General features: G+C 51.7%; 15 protein-coding genes. 5 read left to right on the top strand and 10 right to left on the bottom strand.

Going from position 1 to position 17,256, the window contains the following annotated elements; translation table 11 throughout:
* Positions 1 to 53 precede the first annotated feature (53 nt).
* Together CA13_RS31880 and CA13_RS31875 are read left to right on the top strand one after the other, a co-directional pair.
* Positions 54 to 2,606 (top strand): glycoside hydrolase family 2 protein, encoded by a 2,553-nt coding sequence (locus CA13_RS31880; RefSeq protein WP_146404163.1) that lies wholly within the window; start codon positions 54 to 56, stop codon positions 2,604 to 2,606.
* 145 nt (positions 2,607 to 2,751) lie between these two features.
* On the top strand, positions 2,752 to 3,405 hold the full coding sequence (locus tag CA13_RS31875; protein ID WP_146404162.1) for an MIP/aquaporin family protein: 654 nt from the start codon (positions 2,752 to 2,754) through the stop codon (positions 3,403 to 3,405).
* Here CA13_RS31875 and CA13_RS31870 read toward each other — a convergent pair.
* The 10 genes from CA13_RS31870 to CA13_RS31825 all read right to left on the bottom strand — a co-directional run bounded on the left by CA13_RS31870 (position 3,402) and on the right by CA13_RS31825 (position 14,136).
* A complete protein-coding gene (locus CA13_RS31870; protein ID WP_146404161.1) occupies positions 3,402 to 4,727 on the bottom strand; it encodes a metal ABC transporter permease in 1,326 nt (441 codons plus the stop codon). The two genes, CA13_RS31875 and CA13_RS31870, sit on opposite strands and share 4 nt — an antisense overlap.
* A gap of 1 nt (position 4,728) precedes the next feature.
* The gene (locus CA13_RS31865) at positions 4,729 to 6,042 is read right to left on the bottom strand and encodes a metal ABC transporter permease (protein WP_146404160.1); all 1,314 of its coding nucleotides are present in this window, start codon (positions 6,040 to 6,042) and stop codon (positions 4,729 to 4,731) included.
* Positions 6,039 to 6,812, bottom strand: a complete 774-nt coding sequence (locus CA13_RS31860; protein ID WP_146404159.1) for a metal ABC transporter ATP-binding protein — start codon at positions 6,810 to 6,812, stop codon at positions 6,039 to 6,041. Before CA13_RS31860 ends, CA13_RS31865 begins: the two co-directional genes overlap by 4 nt.
* Positions 6,813 to 6,814: 2 nt before the next feature.
* A complete protein-coding gene (locus tag CA13_RS31855; RefSeq protein WP_146404158.1) occupies positions 6,815 to 7,870 on the bottom strand; it encodes a metal ABC transporter solute-binding protein, Zn/Mn family in 1,056 nt (351 codons plus the stop codon).
* Positions 7,871 to 7,994: 124 nt separating this feature from the next.
* Positions 7,995 to 8,174, bottom strand: coding sequence for a hypothetical protein (locus CA13_RS31850; RefSeq protein WP_146404157.1), 180 nt, complete (start codon positions 8,172 to 8,174; stop codon positions 7,995 to 7,997).
* Between the two features lie 41 nt (positions 8,175 to 8,215).
* The gene (locus tag CA13_RS31845) at positions 8,216 to 8,614 is read right to left on the bottom strand and encodes a hypothetical protein (protein WP_146404156.1); all 399 of its coding nucleotides are present in this window, start codon (positions 8,612 to 8,614) and stop codon (positions 8,216 to 8,218) included.
* A gap of 604 nt (positions 8,615 to 9,218) precedes the next feature.
* On the bottom strand, positions 9,219 to 10,718 hold the full coding sequence (locus CA13_RS31840) for a hypothetical protein (protein WP_146404155.1): 1,500 nt from the start codon (positions 10,716 to 10,718) through the stop codon (positions 9,219 to 9,221).
* Positions 10,719 to 10,856: 138 nt separating this feature from the next.
* Positions 10,857 to 11,150, bottom strand: coding sequence for a DUF167 domain-containing protein (locus CA13_RS31835; RefSeq protein ID WP_146404154.1), 294 nt, complete (start codon positions 11,148 to 11,150; stop codon positions 10,857 to 10,859).
* Positions 11,147 to 12,604 carry an anthranilate synthase component I family protein gene (locus CA13_RS31830; protein ID WP_146404153.1) on the bottom strand — a complete coding sequence of 486 codons (1,458 nt, stop codon included), beginning with the start codon at positions 12,602 to 12,604 and terminating at the stop codon, positions 11,147 to 11,149. Before CA13_RS31830 ends, CA13_RS31835 begins: the two co-directional genes overlap by 4 nt.
* A 131-nt stretch (positions 12,605 to 12,735) precedes the next feature.
* Positions 12,736 to 14,136: a DUF6513 domain-containing protein gene (locus CA13_RS31825; protein ID WP_146404152.1), complete on the bottom strand. Its 1,401-nt coding sequence runs from the start codon at positions 14,134 to 14,136 to the stop codon at positions 12,736 to 12,738.
* A gap of 310 nt (positions 14,137 to 14,446) precedes the next feature.
* Between CA13_RS31825 and CA13_RS31820 the strand changes: the two genes are divergently transcribed.
* From CA13_RS31820 to mqnC, 3 genes are all read left to right on the top strand, one after another.
* On the top strand, positions 14,447 to 15,127 hold the full coding sequence (locus CA13_RS31820; RefSeq protein WP_419195230.1) for an RluA family pseudouridine synthase: 681 nt from the start codon (positions 14,447 to 14,449) through the stop codon (positions 15,125 to 15,127).
* 93 nt (positions 15,128 to 15,220) lie between these two features.
* A complete protein-coding gene (locus tag CA13_RS31815) occupies positions 15,221 to 16,024 on the top strand; it encodes a menaquinone biosynthetic enzyme MqnA/MqnD family protein (protein WP_146404151.1) in 804 nt (267 codons plus the stop codon).
* Positions 16,021 to 17,187 (top strand): cyclic dehypoxanthinyl futalosine synthase, encoded by a 1,167-nt coding sequence (gene mqnC / locus CA13_RS31810; protein ID WP_146404150.1) that lies wholly within the window; start codon positions 16,021 to 16,023, stop codon positions 17,185 to 17,187. The genes CA13_RS31815 and mqnC overlap by 4 nt, the downstream gene beginning before the upstream one ends.
* The last annotated feature ends 69 nt before the right edge of the window (positions 17,188 to 17,256 follow it).

The raw sequence follows: 17,256 nt of genomic DNA, 5'->3' as shown, positions 1-17,256 counted from the left end.
GCGAACTGGTCGTTTCCACCAAGGTTATTAACTCTCACTGTAGCAGAAGAACCATGAACCTCTTGCAGACATTTCGTTTGGCAGACTTGGTCGTCTCCTTTTTTTGCATTGTCGCGACCGGAGCGTTGATCGCTGATGAGCCGAAGTCCGAGCAGTCACCAAACCCTGATTCCGGTCGGTTGGTTCTCGATCTCAGTGGCCAGCAATGGCAAATGGAGGGGATTCGGCCTGGGCAAGGGCAAATCGAAGGGTTCCACGAGTACTTTGGCGAAGTCTGTCCGAGTACGTTCAATTGGAACGGTGCCGAAGTTCCAGGCGACGTCTACACAGACCTTTGGCGTGCGGGCGAGATCGACGACCCCCATTACGGTCGCAACGCCTTGCGTGCAAAGTGGGTGATGGAGAAAGAGTGGTGGTATCGACGCCAATTCGGAGTCCCCGCTTCGTGGCAAGGCAAAACGATCCATGTTTGTTTCGAGGGAGTCGACTATGGATGCGAAGTGTGGCTCAATGGTAAATCACTTGGTCGCCACGAAGGAATGTTCTCACCCTTTGAATTTGAAATTAGTGAACACCTTCTCTATCGCGATGACAGGAGAGCGAATTGTTTAGTCCTCAAACTTGATCCGCCACCGAGGTCTTACCGAAAGGTCGCAGGTCGCAAGTTTGCGTGGCATGGAGACTATTGGCGGACTTTGACTCCGATTGGAATTTGGAAGCCGGTGAAGATCGTGGCAACTGGCGACGCTCGCATTACCGATGTCTATCCCAAAACCACGATCCATGATGATGGTTCGGCAACGGTGGATGTGCAAGTTTCACTTTATAGGGAAAACCCAGACGCGTTTGCCGAATTGAATGTTCGGTCGGTGATCAAGGGGATTGGATTTGAATCCGAACCGGTCGAAGTCGAAATCGCGGTGCCAAGCGATCACGTCGAAGGAACGGTAACATTGTCGATGAAGGTCCCTGATGCGAAGCTTTGGTGGCCTTGGGAGCTTGGTGATCCAAACCGATATGTGGTTGAAACCACGCTGATCGATTCCAATGGTTTTTTGTCCGACCAATCCGAGACGAAGTTTGGGATTCGCGAAATTCGGATGCAGCGCAATCCTGGTTACAGCGAAGAACAGGTTCGCAATCCATGGACTTTCTTAATCAATGGCAAGCGATTGTTTATGCGATCGGCTAGTTGGGGTGGCCCGCCCGACATTTTCTATGGCCGAAACAGTGACGAAAAGTATCGCCAATTAATTGAAATGGCGCGAGATGCCAATTTGAACAACCTGCGGATTTTTGGGTGGCACCCATCCGAAGTGGACGTGTTTTATGACCTTTGCGACGAACTCGGGGTTACGGTTTGGCAAGACCTTTTGCCGCTTGCATCGGTGCGACTTCCTGAGGATGAAGCCTTTCGTGAAGCAACCTTCGCCGAAGGTGTTTCGATGATCATGCAATTACGTCATCACCCGTCTCTTGTGATGCTCGAAGGGGGCGAGGAAATGTTCTTTGGCACGCAAGGGTTAGAGTACAACGCGGACTTCTTGGTCGGTTTGGGTGAAGCAATTCGGCCTTTCACTGATTTGCCTTACGTCACGACTTCTCCACTGGATTGGCCGGCAATGCTGCATCAACGCGGCCTCGGTGGCCCTAAAGATAGTGGCCATACTCATTACTTGTTTTATGCGATGGGTGGTAAACTACTAGAAGACTACATCGCTGAGTGGGACTTCGCAGTGATCCCCGAATTTGCGATCAGTTCGGCTCCAAACGTCGACAGCATACGCAAATTTATTCCGCCCGACGAGGTTTGGCCACCCGGTCCAAGTTGGGGCTTTCACTGGGCCGACCTCGATACGTTCATTGCGTTGAACGAACAAGTCGTTGGTGACACACAGACCGATACTTTAGAGCATTTTGTTGCCGCGACTCAGGTTTCGCAGGGGGTGATTTTCCAGTGGGGAATTGAGCACATGCGGCGGCGGAAACCAAAGTCGAGTGCGATTTCGATTTGTCATTTTATTACCTTCGCACCTGATATGAAGTGGGGCATTGTTGATTATTTCCAAGAACCAAAGTTGTCGTACGACTATGTCAAACGAGCTTGCCAACCGCTATTAGTTTCGATCGAGACGAAACAACGCCGATGGAAGTCCGGGGAAACCGGCGAGGTCAACCTATGGGTCGTCAATGATTTGGATAAGACGTTCGAGGGCTGTAATATTGAGGCGGAGGTAATCGACCAGAAAGGAAATCAGATCGCTTCGAATCGGTTTGCTGTCGACGAAGTGAACCGAGATAGTTCACGAAAGATTGACGCATTCGCTTGGGAAGTCGCCGGCGAAGTGGGCGACACATTCAAAGTCGTCGCTAGGCTCATTGACAAAGATGGCAAACAAGTCTCCTACAACGAAGTGATGCTTTTTGTCGGTGACCAGGAAGCGGCTCGTCAACAAGCTCAACAGAGATCACAGAGATACCGCGATCATAAAGCCAAATTCCCAACCGCGGACTACTATCGGTTCTTTCCTGAGTATTGGGGAGCGGAACGCGCGAAATGGTTCGGTGGTGACAACCGCTTGACACCAAAAGCAACACTTGATTAAGCCAATCGATCCACAATGTGTCAGCGGAGGATTGCTTCGAATTGGTTTGGGACGCAACGACCCGATGCGAGTGCACGGCGGTTGTTACCAATGACATCTCTTTTTTTGATACCCGTTGTTGCCTCTTTCCTATTCGAGTGAGCGCGTGAGCAAAAAGTATACTGCCGAAATCCTAGGTACCTTTATTTTGGTGTTTTCGGGATGCGGCGCAGCGGTCGTGAATGACGTTCGTGAGGGTATGATTAGTCACGCCGGTGTTGCGTTAGTTTGGGGCATGGTTGTGATGTCCCTTATCTATGCCCTTGGTGATATCTCCGGAGCTCACATTAATCCTGCTGTAACGATCGGTTTTTGGGTCGCAAAACGCTTTGAGGCAAAGTACGTGATTCCGTTCATTGTTTGTCAATGCATTGGCGCGACAATGGCGGCGATTTTCCTTAAAATATTGTTTCCCGATCACCCGACGCTTGGTTCCACCTTGCCCTATGATGGTTCCGTTTGGCAATCTTTTGTGTTGGAGGTGGTGTTGTCGTTCATGTTGATGTTCGTGATCCTTTGCGTTTCTTCGGGAGCGAAAGAAAAAGGAATCATGGCTGGCGCAGCGATTGGCAGTGTCGTTGGTTTCGAGGCGATGTTTGGCGGCCCAATCAGTGGTGCGTCCATGAACCCGGCTCGGTCGATGGGGCCGGCAATCATTAGCGGGAACACTCAGCACTTGTGGATTTACCTTGTCGCAACAATCTTGGGGATGCTTGCCGCAGTGCCGATTTGCCAATTGATATGTAATGGCGATGACTAACTTCGCTCTTCGTTTGGGATCGGGCGTCCGTGCGGGTCAACCGTCGGTGCATTGGTTTCCTGATCCAAACGCGATCGCAACTCAGCATCGGTAAAGTGTTCCAAGCTTTCCGCTTTATCGTGGATGCGATCCGCGTCGATGCCAGCAAGAGTAACCAAGTATTGTTCCCAAAGCCGATGCGAGCGAATGAGTCCTTGGGCGCGGGTACGTCCCTCATTGGTCAGGTTGTAGCCATCACTGGATCGTTCGATTTGGTCTCGCAGTCGCAGCCAACGCAAGACGGCTCGTATGGAAAAACGATCAACTAGAAAAACAGTGGCCAATTGATTTGCGTTTAATCGTAACGATTCGCCTCGTTCATCCATTCGATATAACAAAGCGACTACGTCGTCCGCCAAAATGCTCAAACCGAGCAAGTGGTGGCGAACTCGTTTGACAACGATGCCGTGGCGGGGGGCAAATGCAACGGCAAACAGCAATATCAATCCCGCAACCACTGCCATCATGCCGGCCGTGGTGGTGCTGCGGTAACCAAACCAACCGGGCACGGTCAGGGCTGCGATGTGACCAAGCACGGCTGAGGATGCCGCAATGATGACACTGATTAGGATCATTGTCGTCAGCCGATCGGTCAACATGTAGGCCGCCGCGGGCGGAACGACAAACATCGCGACTACCAAGATGTTTCCGACACTTTCAAAACTAGCTACGGCTGTCACTGCGACCAGAATCATCAGCAAGTAATGCATAAGTGTCGCGTTGAAACCGGTGGTTGTCGCCAGGGCAGGATCGAAGGAACTCAGCTTCAGCTCTTTCATGAACAGGGTCACGAATGCAAGGTTTGCCAACGCAACGATCCCCAAGGAAAGTGCGGCACGCGGAACGGCGAAACCCGCGACCGATATTTTATCGAGCGGCGTCATTTCAATCGCACCATACAAAACACAACTGGGGTCCAAATCGACATGGTCCGCCGCTTGCACAATCATTACTAGCCCAAGTGCGAACAGCGACGTAAAGACGACGCCCATGGAAGCACCTTCGTCCACGTCACCGACACTTCGAATCCACTCGGTAAAAAATGCCGTCAGAACGCCGACGATGACCGCGCCCAAAAACATCGGCAAGCTGTTACGGCTACTGGTGATCATGAACGCAGCGGCCAAGCCGGGCAGTACCGCATGACTGATCGCATCGCCAAGCAAGCTCATTCGCCGCAAGACCAAGAAATTCCCTAGCAATGCGGCGGCGACAGCGCTCAGGACGCCGACTGTGATAATCCAACCATCTAGGTTCCAATCCCAACGAAGTGCAACCCACATGCTAAGACTCCGTTCCTAAAGCGTGAGGACTTGGCGGTACATTGGCATGGGAAGCCTTTAGCAAGGCTTCCAGTTCCAAAACGACTTCGGGTTCAAGCACATGTTCGATCGCGTCCGCGTCACGATCCACTTTACTTGGGGCAATTTCCGCATAGGTGATCAAGTACAGTTCCCATAGTCGATGTTGCCGCGTTAAGCGTGATGCCTCGTTGATTCCCTCGTCCGTTAAATGCACTTGACCATCGGTTTGGTCAAGCAAGTTGTCCTGCGCGGCGCTTTGAATTGAACGAGACAATCGTTTGGCGGACCAACTGCGTTTATCGAGAAGCGACGCAAACGAGACGGCGCGTTGATCGAAGTCACCGCTCGATTCGAGTACTTCATAGATGGCACGAAGAAGGTGTTGGCGAGCGACCGAGCGGTTCATTCGCCGACGGCGAAGGAACCGAACTAGCACACCACGATTCGTGCCGAAGACCATACTAAAGAGAAAGAACAGACTGCAAACCAACACGATCGTCGCCCCCGAAGGCAAGTTGGCGAACGCAGCGCTCATCGCGGCGCCCGTCATTCCGCCGGCTGCACCAAGTCCAGCCGAGATGAACACGATCGTCGACAACTGTTGAGTCCAGAATCTCGCGGCGGCAGCGGGGATTACCAACAATGCGATCATCAAAATCAAACCGACTGCTTGCAGTCCCACGATACATACCATCACGACGAGCGCCATCAGTGCTAGGTCGAGCAGGACGATCGGGACGCCACGCGAACCGGCAAACGCTTCGTCGAAACAAAGCAGCTTGAACTCTTTGAACAGAAGTAGGCAGACCAAAACGCAGACAAACGCCACTCCGGAAATCAGCATCGCATCGTTAAAGCCCATCGAAGCGGTTTTTCCATAAATAAACGCTTCGAGTCCAGCGGCGTGTCCGCCTTTCATCTGCTGGACCACACCGAGTAAGGCCATGCCAGCTCCGAAAAAGACACTGAGAACCGCACCAAGCGCCGTGTCCTCCTTTAACCGAGTCGAATTTCGCAGCACCAGAATCACGGCGACACCCATCAATCCCGTGATACAAGCCCCAAATAGAAGCACCGTGAGCGATTTTCCGTTGTGTCCGGTTGCCGTTGCGATGATGAAAGCTAATGCGATTCCGGGCAAAGTGGCGTGGCTGAGGGCATCGCCCATCAACGCCCGTTTGCGTAGTAGCGTGAACGTGCCAACCAGGCCAGCGGCACAGCCCAATAGCGCCGTCGACGATACCACCACGCGGGTATTGTAGTCCTGCAATAACAGTAGATCACGCCAACTCACAGCGTTCGCTCCTGACGCCGCATCGCTTCGCTGACTTCATCCAACAGTGTTAAACGACCGCCGTAGGTCTTCTGTAAGTTGTCGTTCGTGAAAACCTCTTCCACCGGACCATGAGCCACCACGCGCATGTTAAGCATCACGACATAATCGAAATAGTCGGGGACGGTTTGTAAGTCGTGATGAATAACGACCGACGTTCGGCCGCGGCTTTTCATATCCTGCAAAATTTCGACGATCGCTTGCTCCGTCGCGGCATCAACCGCCGCGAATGGTTCGTCCATCAAATACAATTCTGCGTCTTGAACAAGTGCTCGCGCAAGAAAGGTCCGTTGTTGCTGGCCACCCGAAAGTTGACTGATTTGCCGGTAAGCCAAATCTGCAATGCCAACGCGCCGAAGTGCTTCTAGAGCCGCTTGACGATGTTTCTTTCGAACGGGAAGACACCATCCGATTTTGCTGTAGAGGCCCATAGCGACCACATCAAGTGCGTTGATGGGGAAATCCCAGTCGACACTCTCGCGTTGTGGCACATAGCCGACGCGGTGGCGGACGTCCCGGTAGGGATGCCCAAAGATTTCCACACGCCCTGAAGCACTGGGGATCAAATCCATCACTGCTTTTAACAGCGTGCTTTTCCCCGCACCGTTGGGGCCGACAATCCCAACAAGCGACCCTGGCGGGATATTGAATTGGACATCCCAGATTACCGGTTTGCGATGATAAGCAACTGTTAAATCGTAAACCGATAGCGGGATCGATTCTTTCGACATCGCTATGGACTCTCTTTCTCGATCGAACGCGATTCGGCGTGTGCCAGGTTGCCTAGAAAGCCATCGGGCGGCGCCACGCCGCCAAGTTCACGAGCGACAAGCGTTATATTGTGGTCGAGCATGCCAACGTAGGTTCCTTCGTAGGTTCCATCGATTCCCATCGCATCCGAGAAAAGCTCGCCGCCAATTTTGACTTCGTAATCTTGGGCCGCAGCACCCTCAATTAATGCTCGGATATTTTTTGGTGAAACGCTGCTCTCGACAAAGACCGCTTTGATTTTTCGCTCCACAATCATGTTTACTAATTCATTGATGCGCTGCAAACCGGCTTCGGATTCGGTTGAGAGGCCTTGGACACCTAGCACTTCCAAGCCATAAGCGCGGCCAAAGTAGTTGAACGCATCATGTGAAGTGATCAGCACTCGGCTTTGTGGAGGAATCGATCCGATCGCTTTGAGGCCATATGCGTGAAGCTCTTCAAGTTGCTTTAGATAGGCGTCCGCATTAGCTCGGTAGTCATCGGAATGCTGAGGATCAAATTGAGACAATGTCGAAGCGATCACGTCGACACATTTGGCCCACGCCTGAACGTCCATCCAAACATGAGGGTCGTAATGGCCATGCATCGATTCGGGCTCAAGCAATTGTGATCGGTCGATCTGTTCCGTGACCGGGACGACAGGTTTTTGGTTAGCCAATTTGACTAATGTGTCGGCCATTTTTCCTTCCAGTTTTAGCCCCGAATAGAAGGTCACATCACTTTCCATGATCCGTAACACGTCATCGCGAGGAGCGTTATAGAGATGGGGGTCAACGCCAGCGCCCATCAATTGGGTGACGGTGACATGCTGTTTGCCAACCCTTTTTACTATGTCGGCGACCATGCCTACCGTCGCAGTTACGGCAATCGGATACTCGCCATCGAAAACTGCACTTTCGCGAGTCCGATCCGTATCGATTTCGGAACAACCCGAAATTGAGAACAGAGTTATGGCAAACAAGAAGAGCGTCGCGATGAAATTTCGCGACAACACTGATTGATAAATTTGAGTAGACATAGTCGACGATTGTAGCCGAAAGTACCGACTCCCTGCGAGATGCTGAAGCATTTCGTCAGGGTAATTCAGGTTTCAATCGGAAGCATCAGCCACCGAGCGTCAACTCGCGGTCATAGGAAGGCAATCACATGAAGAACGTGCCGTAACGTCCAACGGCGCATTTGTCCAATGTGAAAAACGGCTTGCCTCGGCCGTTTCGTCCGGCAGCAATCGCCCTTGACGCAACAAAACCCTCCTGCATCCCGAGTCGAACGGTAATGGCATCAAATCGCCAATGGTGATTCAGAGTTTTTGCTCGTGGCACGACATAAAACGTACTAAAATTCGGCGGGTTCAACTCGACACTTAAGAGCGAGCAAAAACCAATTCTGGCGGTTCGATGCGTTCCGTTTCCACCGCCTCCGCTGCGGAAACAATAAAGAGCTCCAACCAATGGCCACGGACGTCAAACGTCAATCGAACCGGAGGCTTGGCTTGGCTTTGGTCGAGGAAGGCGCGAGCGGCACAGAGACTCAATTGAACCGCGTAATAGGCATCGCATCGCGCTTCGACAATCGACATCTGATCTTCCCAGCCGACCATTAAGTCTCTTATTCGGCCTTGAGTCTCGCGTTCGATTGCCGCGTGCAATTCATTGTGCCAGCGACTGCGATGGCTCCATGACTCCGACGTTTCGGGCAGGACGTTTACGACAACAGCATGTTTTGTGGGGATTTGCTCAAAAACCGCAGGTTCCGAAACCATATACTCCATCCTTGTATGAATACCGAGAATTTTCCCGACCCAAAGTCACAGCTTTCCAAAGGTCGAAAAGAAGAAATCTCACCCGAGCGATCCTGCGCAACCGATGATCCATGTCAAATTTCGGAGCTCATATCACCATGAATCGAGGGCCCGAAATGGCATGAATTTGGTGATGGGAATTTAGTTGCGCATTGGACCTCCCTTAGGCATCTGACGCATCCGTAATGTTCGCAAGTAAGCCGGGGAAGGCAACTGCCTCGAGCGGGGGGGAGGGTAGTGGCAGCGGTGAAAAAAAAGCTCGGACTAAAAAAAGTCCGAGCTTTCTGTCTGCTTTAGAGCACACTATTTCTTACGATGGCGGATCTTTGCTCGCATACGTCGTTTTTTCCGTCCAACTTTTCGTCGGCCTTTGCCTGTTCGCTTCGTACCCACCTAGTTTCTGCTCCCAATAAGAATTTTTACTCTGTCAGCGTTCGCACACTGAATGAAGGTTGTGATTTGTCATGCATGGATGTCATGCTGATGACCTTTAACCTACCAAAATCACCAATCCCCACCAACCCCCGCGAAAAATCCTCTATCGAGGGGCCGACATTCATGTGATTCAGTTAAAACTAGGATCGTTGTCACGCCCGTAAACGGCCAAAACCGTTTCAAAGGTTTCAGCCTTGATTTTGTACTCGGGCTGCGAATCGGTATAGCGGTTACAGTGATCGACCAGTACCCGGTACAAGAACCGGAAAAGATGTCGTGGCACTCGTAGCGATTGAAATGCTGCTAGCATCCGTTGGTAGCTGACGTCATCATGAAACAAATCCCTTGGCTCCGGCGATCGGCCTTCTGCCCCACATGCCATCATTCGAGCGCGGGCTAGGTCGTAGAGTGCCTCACCAGTCCATTGGAACGCCGGAATCACATTCTGTTTATCGAGTCTAGCCCGCTCGTGGAACTCGCGAGTTTCGCGTTCAATTTCCCGATGCAGCTCTTGAGGCAACATTATTTTGAAGCCCATCCCTGGATGCTTGAGCAGCTTGTTATCCAGTAGTGGCCAAACAAACTTTTGCATTCTTTCCGGCTTGCCTCCGGTCATGTGTGGTTCGTCAACTCGGTCCATTAAAACGATGATGCCGGTGTATCCCAGGTGCTTCAAAATGCTTTGGAATTTATGAAGCAATTCATAGCGATCATCAGTTCGGTCGTATCGCGGCAAGGGTTGGCTTGCTAATTCGGATGCAGGAATCTCTTGTAGCATTTTTCGCATTGAGCTGGTTTCTCGTTTGCCAACTCGCATGTGTTTATGAATTCCAATTGCGGCCAGTTGGCATTTGATCATTCGTATCAAAAACGGTAGCCATCCTATCAGCAGCAGAATTGGGAGTAGCCAGAAGATCTGCAAATTGCGGGATGCCCCTTCGGCAACAGGACGAGAGTAGAGCCATCCGACAAACACAGCACTTAGCAACGACCAACCAATCGCACCAAAAAACGGAATCTTGGTTTTCCAATTTGTGAAATGCAAGTACTTACGCAACGAGTTCCAGCGGGTGTTAAAAGACGATTCGGTCGATTGGTCATAACAACTTGCCAGCAGCAGTAGATCGCGAGAATGGGTCCGGTCAAATGAACGGATCGAAGCATCATCGAGAGATCCATCGCCAGAGTTCGCACCCGATTTAAGAATGCGGTCGATCAAATCGGTAACTCCGATGCAAAGGATTGAATCCACATGGTCCCAGAGCTTCCAATTCTCGAGCACCTTTTCTGGTTTCTTGCTGATTCGTCTTCGTTGTCGTTCGCTAAAATGATCGAGAAACGGATTGAAGTCATCGTAATGGATCACAAAGACTCGCTTGCCAGGGTTGTCATCGTTGTAGCGAGCGAGATGGCGATCGATTTGCAGTCGCATGGCTGTTTTTCCCGATCCTTTGGGGCCGAAAATGATCGACGTCGATGGCTCGCTTGGGTCACCATAGACCTTGTCCCAAATCGGATGGTAAGCGTTGCTGATGCAATGTTCTTTAAAAACAGGATCGGTTTGAGCGTCTTCTTCAGCAAAAGGATTGCGAAGGATACCGTGATGTTCGAGAAAACTTTGGATGTTCATGCAGGAACTCTGGCTGAAATAGGCTTTTGGGGAGTATCGAATCCTCACCACGAGACAATTGCTAGTGGGTCACACTGTAATTGATCGTGCGCCTTGAGGCTATCGGGTGAAGGAGGCTGATTACCGCCTTAAGCAACGTCAAAGTGCTAGGTCCGCAATCGGTTTTAGTTCTTCGATCGTCACGTCGCGGACTCGGATCGTTTTTCGCCGTGAGGTTTCCCCTCTGAGCACTTCCACCCGTGATTTGGCAACTTTCAACAGCGACGCAATTGCTTGGGTGACTGCTTTGTTCGCTTTTCCTTTATCCGCGGGCTCCGCTACAGAAACCCGCAGCGCACCATCGTGCAACCCACCGATCGATGGCCGTTTTGACTTCGGTGTCACATGTACTTGAAAAAGGCAATCGTTGGCTTTCGCTTCGATTTGAATCATTTCGGTAATGCTCGCAGTAGTCCCTTGGCTTTGGTCCACGTTTCAGTTTCTTCAGCCTCGGGAACACTTCGGGCGGTGATGCCACCACCAACGGGGATTTGCCAATAGCCGCCGGTCGACGTAATGGTGCGAATCAAAATGTTGAATTCGGCGTCTCCCGTGCAACTGATGTACCCCATCGATCCACAGTAGGGACCGCGTCTGTGTGGTTCCAATTCGGCAATCGTTCGCATCGCTTCGATCTTTGGGGCTCCGGTGACACTGCCACCTGGGAAACATGCCTTTAATAGATCGACAACGTTTTGGTCATTTCGCAATTTTCCTACGACGATCGATACCAAATGCTGGACGAATTGGTAACGCTCGATTTGGCACAGCTTGCGAACGCGAACACTGTCGTCGGTGCAAACTCGCGACAAGTCGTTTCTCATCAGGTCAACGATCATGATGTTTTCAGCACGATCCTTTTTGCTCTGTAAAAGCCCATTGGCGAGTATTTGGTCGTTGGCCACGTCGCCGGTGCGAGGAACCGTTCCTTTGATCGGACGGGTTTCGACGGTTCCGTCGCTAAGTTTTAAGAACGCCTCCGGCGAGCTACTTAGCACGTCAAATCCGTCGCCGTGGTAGAATACGCTGTAGGGTGCTGGATTCGCAGCACGTAGTCGCTGATACAGCTTTGGTGGCGGAAGCGTTTCGGGGTGCAAAAGTCGTTGAGCCAAGTTGGCTTGAAAAAAATCACCCGCTCGGATGCGGTCGATGATCGTGCTTACACAAATGCGAAATTGTTCGCTCGAAAAATTGCTTGTGACCGATTCGGATGGACCTTCGAAATCCACCGCGTCCGATTCACGTTTTGAATGGGCCACCCGCATTGCGCGTTCAATGATCGTCTCGATTTCATCGGCGCGGCGGATGGCTCGATGTTCGCGTTCGCTGGGCGAATCTTTCGGCTCGTTGTTTGCCGTGAACCCTTGGCTAATGAGCCACGAGTTTTTTTGGGCATGGTCGGTTGCGATGGTCCAATCGTAAAGACCGAGTGACATCGCGGGGGTCGGAAAGTCCTCGTTGGGCGATAAGCCTACCGATTCAAGCCAGGTTGCCGCTTCATAACCGATTAAACCTGCGATACCGCCTTGCATGGGGGGCAAATCGTGACGTGGCATTAATGGCAGTCGACTCACCCATCGGTTGAGCACGGGCCAAGGATCGTTGGCACCGCAATGGGCAATCAATGTGTCGATTGGATCGGACATCAAGAACGAATAGCGAGCAAGCGGCAAACTTGAATCGCCCGACAAGCCGGACGCCAACGACAGGTCGGTTGAAGGGACGGAATCAAACCAAAGGCACCCTGTCCGCGAAGCAAACGCAGGAAAAACTTCCGAAATGGAAAATTTCGGTGGCAGTCGTCGAACAACAGGAAACGCTTCTGCGTGCGATGTCGAGGAAATCATGGTGTAAGCAAATCATGGTGTAGACGAGGTTCAGTGTAGACGAGGTTCAGTGTAGACGAGGTTCAATAGAAAATGCCAATCGCCAAATGCGACATTGGAGAGTCGTTTGAGCTGCATTCGACGTGAGGCGACTATTTGCGCCTGATTCGGTGCCGGTTTTCAGGCTCCGTCAAAAGTCCCCAGTCTAAGGATTGATCTTGGTTGTATTGTTTTGCTAACTGCAACGCGAGTGAGGCTTTTGCCATTTCGTAACCCAAGTAAAATGCATGTCCAGCGTCGACGTTATCGGATTCAGGTCGATCAAGCAATTCTTGGAACATCTCGAACGGATCGCTGCCGGAAATCAACACGTTTGCAGCCAGCAAATAAAGTGAATCGTTTTCCGCAAGGATTCGATAGTTGTTGTCTCTAATCGATGTTGCAAGCGATTCGATCGCTTGTTTCGTATAGGGATGAAGACGCGCATCGCGTAACATCACCAAATCGTGACTCAAATGCTTGGGTGGCACTCGTTTTTTCACACTGTAGTGCACCAGTCGCCGCGCCGCATCACATTCGCGTACGGATGAACGGGCCCAGTTAATCACTTCGGTAGTCAATACGCTGCGAATACCAAGTTCTTGACAAATACCTAGCAACAAAAAATTCACTCCCGCCGAATCGACTTCGGTAAGCTCAGTTAAGTTACCGATGCCCATCATCATTTCATGTTCGGGATAGTCGCGGCGCGTTTCGGTATAGCGGAGCAAGCTGTTTGCAAAACCAGTTCCGATCGGTTCCAAAATGGGATCCAATCGTGTCGTTACACCATGTTTCGATAAAAAATCGATAGTTTTTTCAAAACTTTTTTTGTCGCAAGGAGTGTCGGGAATCGCCACGACCTCGACACCCCAATCAACAGCTTGATCGCGATTGGATGAATTGACCGATAGCACTAACGAAGCACCATGCCGTGTTGCTTCGGCGGCTTCCCAGCTATCGAAAGTGTCGACCGAAACGGAGATCCCTTGATCGACCAATGCAGCGATGTAGTCGCCGATTTGGAGACACCGATTCGAAGGGTCGCAACCAAAGTCGATCACGTTTGCTCCGCATGAAACCAGCTGGGCGGCTCGCGATACAACGGATTGTAGGTCTTGTCGCGGTGCATGATTGATTTCGGCGATGATTTGGATGTCGTAGTCTGTCGGCGGATCGATCGAGCGAGTTTCTCCGAAGACTGCCGCCATCTCGCGGCAATCGTTTGGGCCGTAAATTACGGGTATTTGGACTTGCGAGTCGAGCTCGTTGTGCCCTGTGTCGAGATGGCCCGAGACAACGACGTGCGTTGCAATGGATGGTGGATTCAAATGACGGATCAGCCACTTGGGAGTGATCAACGCTGCTACGGTGATCGGCATGACGCCAATGGAGTATGCGAATCCAAATTGTTTCGCGAGCCGATCGACCGTCTCACGAACCATGGGTTCGGCAAGCTTGCCGGTCACAAAATAGTAGTGGTGTTCAGGGCAGGGTTGAATCGTTCTTAGCATAAACCAGTACGCGATCAGGGGGCGTCATTAGAGCAATAGCGTGTGTCGATGTGCAAAGCCTAGTCGATGATTGAAGAGGTTGATTGTAAAGCGTTTTCGATGCTTGCGTTGGTCCTTGATGGGGCTGCGCTGTAGATCGTTCTGATTGCGTTGACCGATTTCATCACTTGACGGAAACGCACGACACTTTACAAATTAGCTTAACGAGAGATTCGTCGATCGATAAATGGTTTGCCATTTGTCGTCGTGGCCGGGATCTCTCGTTTTTTTGTGCGCTCATTGAAGCAGCCTGGTGTTGGATGGTTCGGAAGTGAAACGTGAAGTAAAGATCCTTTGGGATAGTGAGTCGATGATCGCAGTCGAAAAGCCTGCTGACATTTTGACGCAGGCACCACTAGGCGTCGATAGCCTCGAAACACAACTTCGCATGCAGTTTGCCGGTCGGTCCGATTATATAGCGATGGTTCATCGTCTTGATCGCAACGTCAGCGGTGTTGTGTTAGTGGCACTACGAAAACGGGTTGCCAAATTATTGAGCGATCAGTTTGCCGCTCGAAAAGTTCAAAAACACTATCTCGCGGTGGTGAGTGGAAAATGTGAATTTCCCGAAGAGCAGCGAACGTGGTGTGACTTCATCCGAAAGGTTCCTGATCAAGCGCGTGGAGAAGTCTGCGAGGCGACATGCTTGGGGGCAAAGCGGGCGGAAACGCGAATGACGATGCTCGGGTATTCGAAGGATCGCGATTGTTCGCTTGTTCGACTCGAGCCGCATACCGGGCGGATGCACCAATTGCGAATCCAAGCCGCGATGCGAGGCCACGCGATTTTGGGTGATAGGCTCTACCGAGGCCGCGAATTACCGACGGAGATTGCGGGTGCTGATTCGGAGCGGATATTGCTGCACGCTGAATCGATCTCGTTTCATCACCCCCAAACGGGCGTTATCGTCACGGTAAAGTGCGAGGCAGACGAATTTTTTCAAATTGTGTAAGCTACGCACCGGCACGGCGGTTGCGGGGGCGATGCAATTTCGGTTCTCAGAGTGTGTCCGAATCCTTGTTTTTTTCGCGTAACAAACTCTTCCATGAAAAACCACTTACGAATCGGTGCGGTTTCTTACCTTAACACCAAACCGTTGGTTCATGGGCTGCGCGAGCGGCTAGGTGGTTTCGGTGAGCTTACGTTCAATTTGCCGAGTCGCTTGGCGGATGATCTACGACGAGGGAAATTGGACGTCGCGTTGATTCCGTCGGTCGAATTTTTGGCCGAGCGAAGCTACCAAATGGTTTCCAATGCCGTAATCGCATGTCGCGGTCCGGTGTGGAGCGTTCGTTTGCTCAGCCGCGTCGGAGCGAATCAAATAGGGCGGCTTGCGCTTGATGAAGGAAGCCGAACCAGTGCTGCATTGGTGCAAGTATTGCTTTGGGAAATGCACGGTCTGCGGCCCGAAATTGTGCCACTATCGATCGACCAATCGCCCGAACACGTCGATGCCGACGCAGTCCTACTTATCGGTGATCGTGCGATGCATCCACCGCCACGTTGTTATCGCGAAATTTGGGACCTTGGCGACCGGTGGTGTCGTTGGTCAGAATTGCCCTTTGTGTTCGCGCTATGGGTTGCTCGGCCAGGGGTCGATACGAGCGGGCTGAGCGAAAGGCTCGAAGCGTCACGTGACGACGGTTTGGCTTCGCTCGAAGAAATTGCTGCTCGTGACGCAGCGACTCATGGGCTGACTAACGAAGACTTGTTCCGGTACTTTGCCGAAAATTTGCACTACACTTTTGGCGTCGGCGAGCAGAACGGTTTGGCTGAATTTCATCGCCGCGCCGTATCCCTTGATTTAATTCCACATTACGATTCCTCGATTGACTTACGTTCCTCATGATTGCTCCTGTTCCTTCTTCTATCCGTGACATTCTTGACAAGGCGATTGATGGCGAGCGGTTGACGACCGATGAAGGCCAACGTTTACTCGAAAGTCACGATCTAGCATCGCTCGGTTTGGCGGCCGATACGGTTTCGCGGCGCATGCATCCGGAACCTTATCGAACGTACAACATCGATCGGAATATTAACTACACGAATATATGCACAGCGGTTTGCGACTTTTGTGCGTTTTACCGCAGTCCCAAGAGTAGTGATGGTTACGTGCTACCGCGTGAGGAATTGCTGGCGAAGATCCAAGAAACGGTTGACCTTGGCGGGAACCAAATTTTGTTGCAGGGCGGATTGCATCCGAAGTTCAAGTTGGATTGGTACGAAGAGATGCTCCGTGACATCAAGTCGGCGTTCCCCGATGTCAATGTCCACGGGTTTAGTCCACCAGAGCTCTATCACTTCACCAAAGTCAACCACTTGCCGCTCGAGGAAGTCCTTGAGCGACTTAAGGATGCTGGTTTGGGGAGTATCCCGGGTGGTGGTGCCGAGATTCTAGTGGACCGCGTTCGAAACGAGATCACGCGCGGCAAGGTCATGACGGACGATTGGCTCAATGTGATGCGAGTATGGCATCAACTCGGTGGAGTCAGTAGTGCGACGATGATGTTCGGGCATGTCGAGACATTGGCAGAGCGGATCGAGCATCTTGATCGTATTCGACGGTTACAAGATGAAACCAACGGATTCACTGCATTCATTGGATGGACCTTCCAGCCGGACCATACGGATTTAGATCATATTTCACCGGTGGGATCTTTTGAGTATTTGAAGACATTGGCGGTGTCACGTTTGTTCCTCGACAACGTGCCGAATTTACAAAGCAGTTGGGTGACGCAAGGCTTGAAGATTGGTCAATTGGCATTGCAGTTTGGTGCCAACGATATGGGCAGTTTGATGTTGGAAGAGAACGTCGTTGCCGAAGCTGGGACGGTCCATTTTTTGACACTCGACCAAATCCGCGAGGCGATTGAGGAATCGGGTTACGAGGCCCGCCAGCGGAATGTGCGATACGAGCTGGTATCGCACGAGCAAGAGCGAAAAGCAATCGATGCCAACCGCCAAGCTGCCCGAGAGGCGGTTGGCGGAAGCAAGCTTGTGCAGTTGATGTGAGGCGTCCGCCGGAGGCTGGCCCCAGTTGGGCAGTGTTGGCCCCGGTTGGGCAGTGTTGGCCCCGGTTGG

The organism is Novipirellula herctigrandis, assembly GCA_007859835.1.
In the GTDB taxonomy this organism is placed as follows: Bacteria; Planctomycetota; Planctomycetia; order Pirellulales; family Pirellulaceae; genus Novipirellula_A; species Novipirellula_A herctigrandis.
This window is presented reverse-complemented; position numbering and strand designations above follow the sequence as displayed.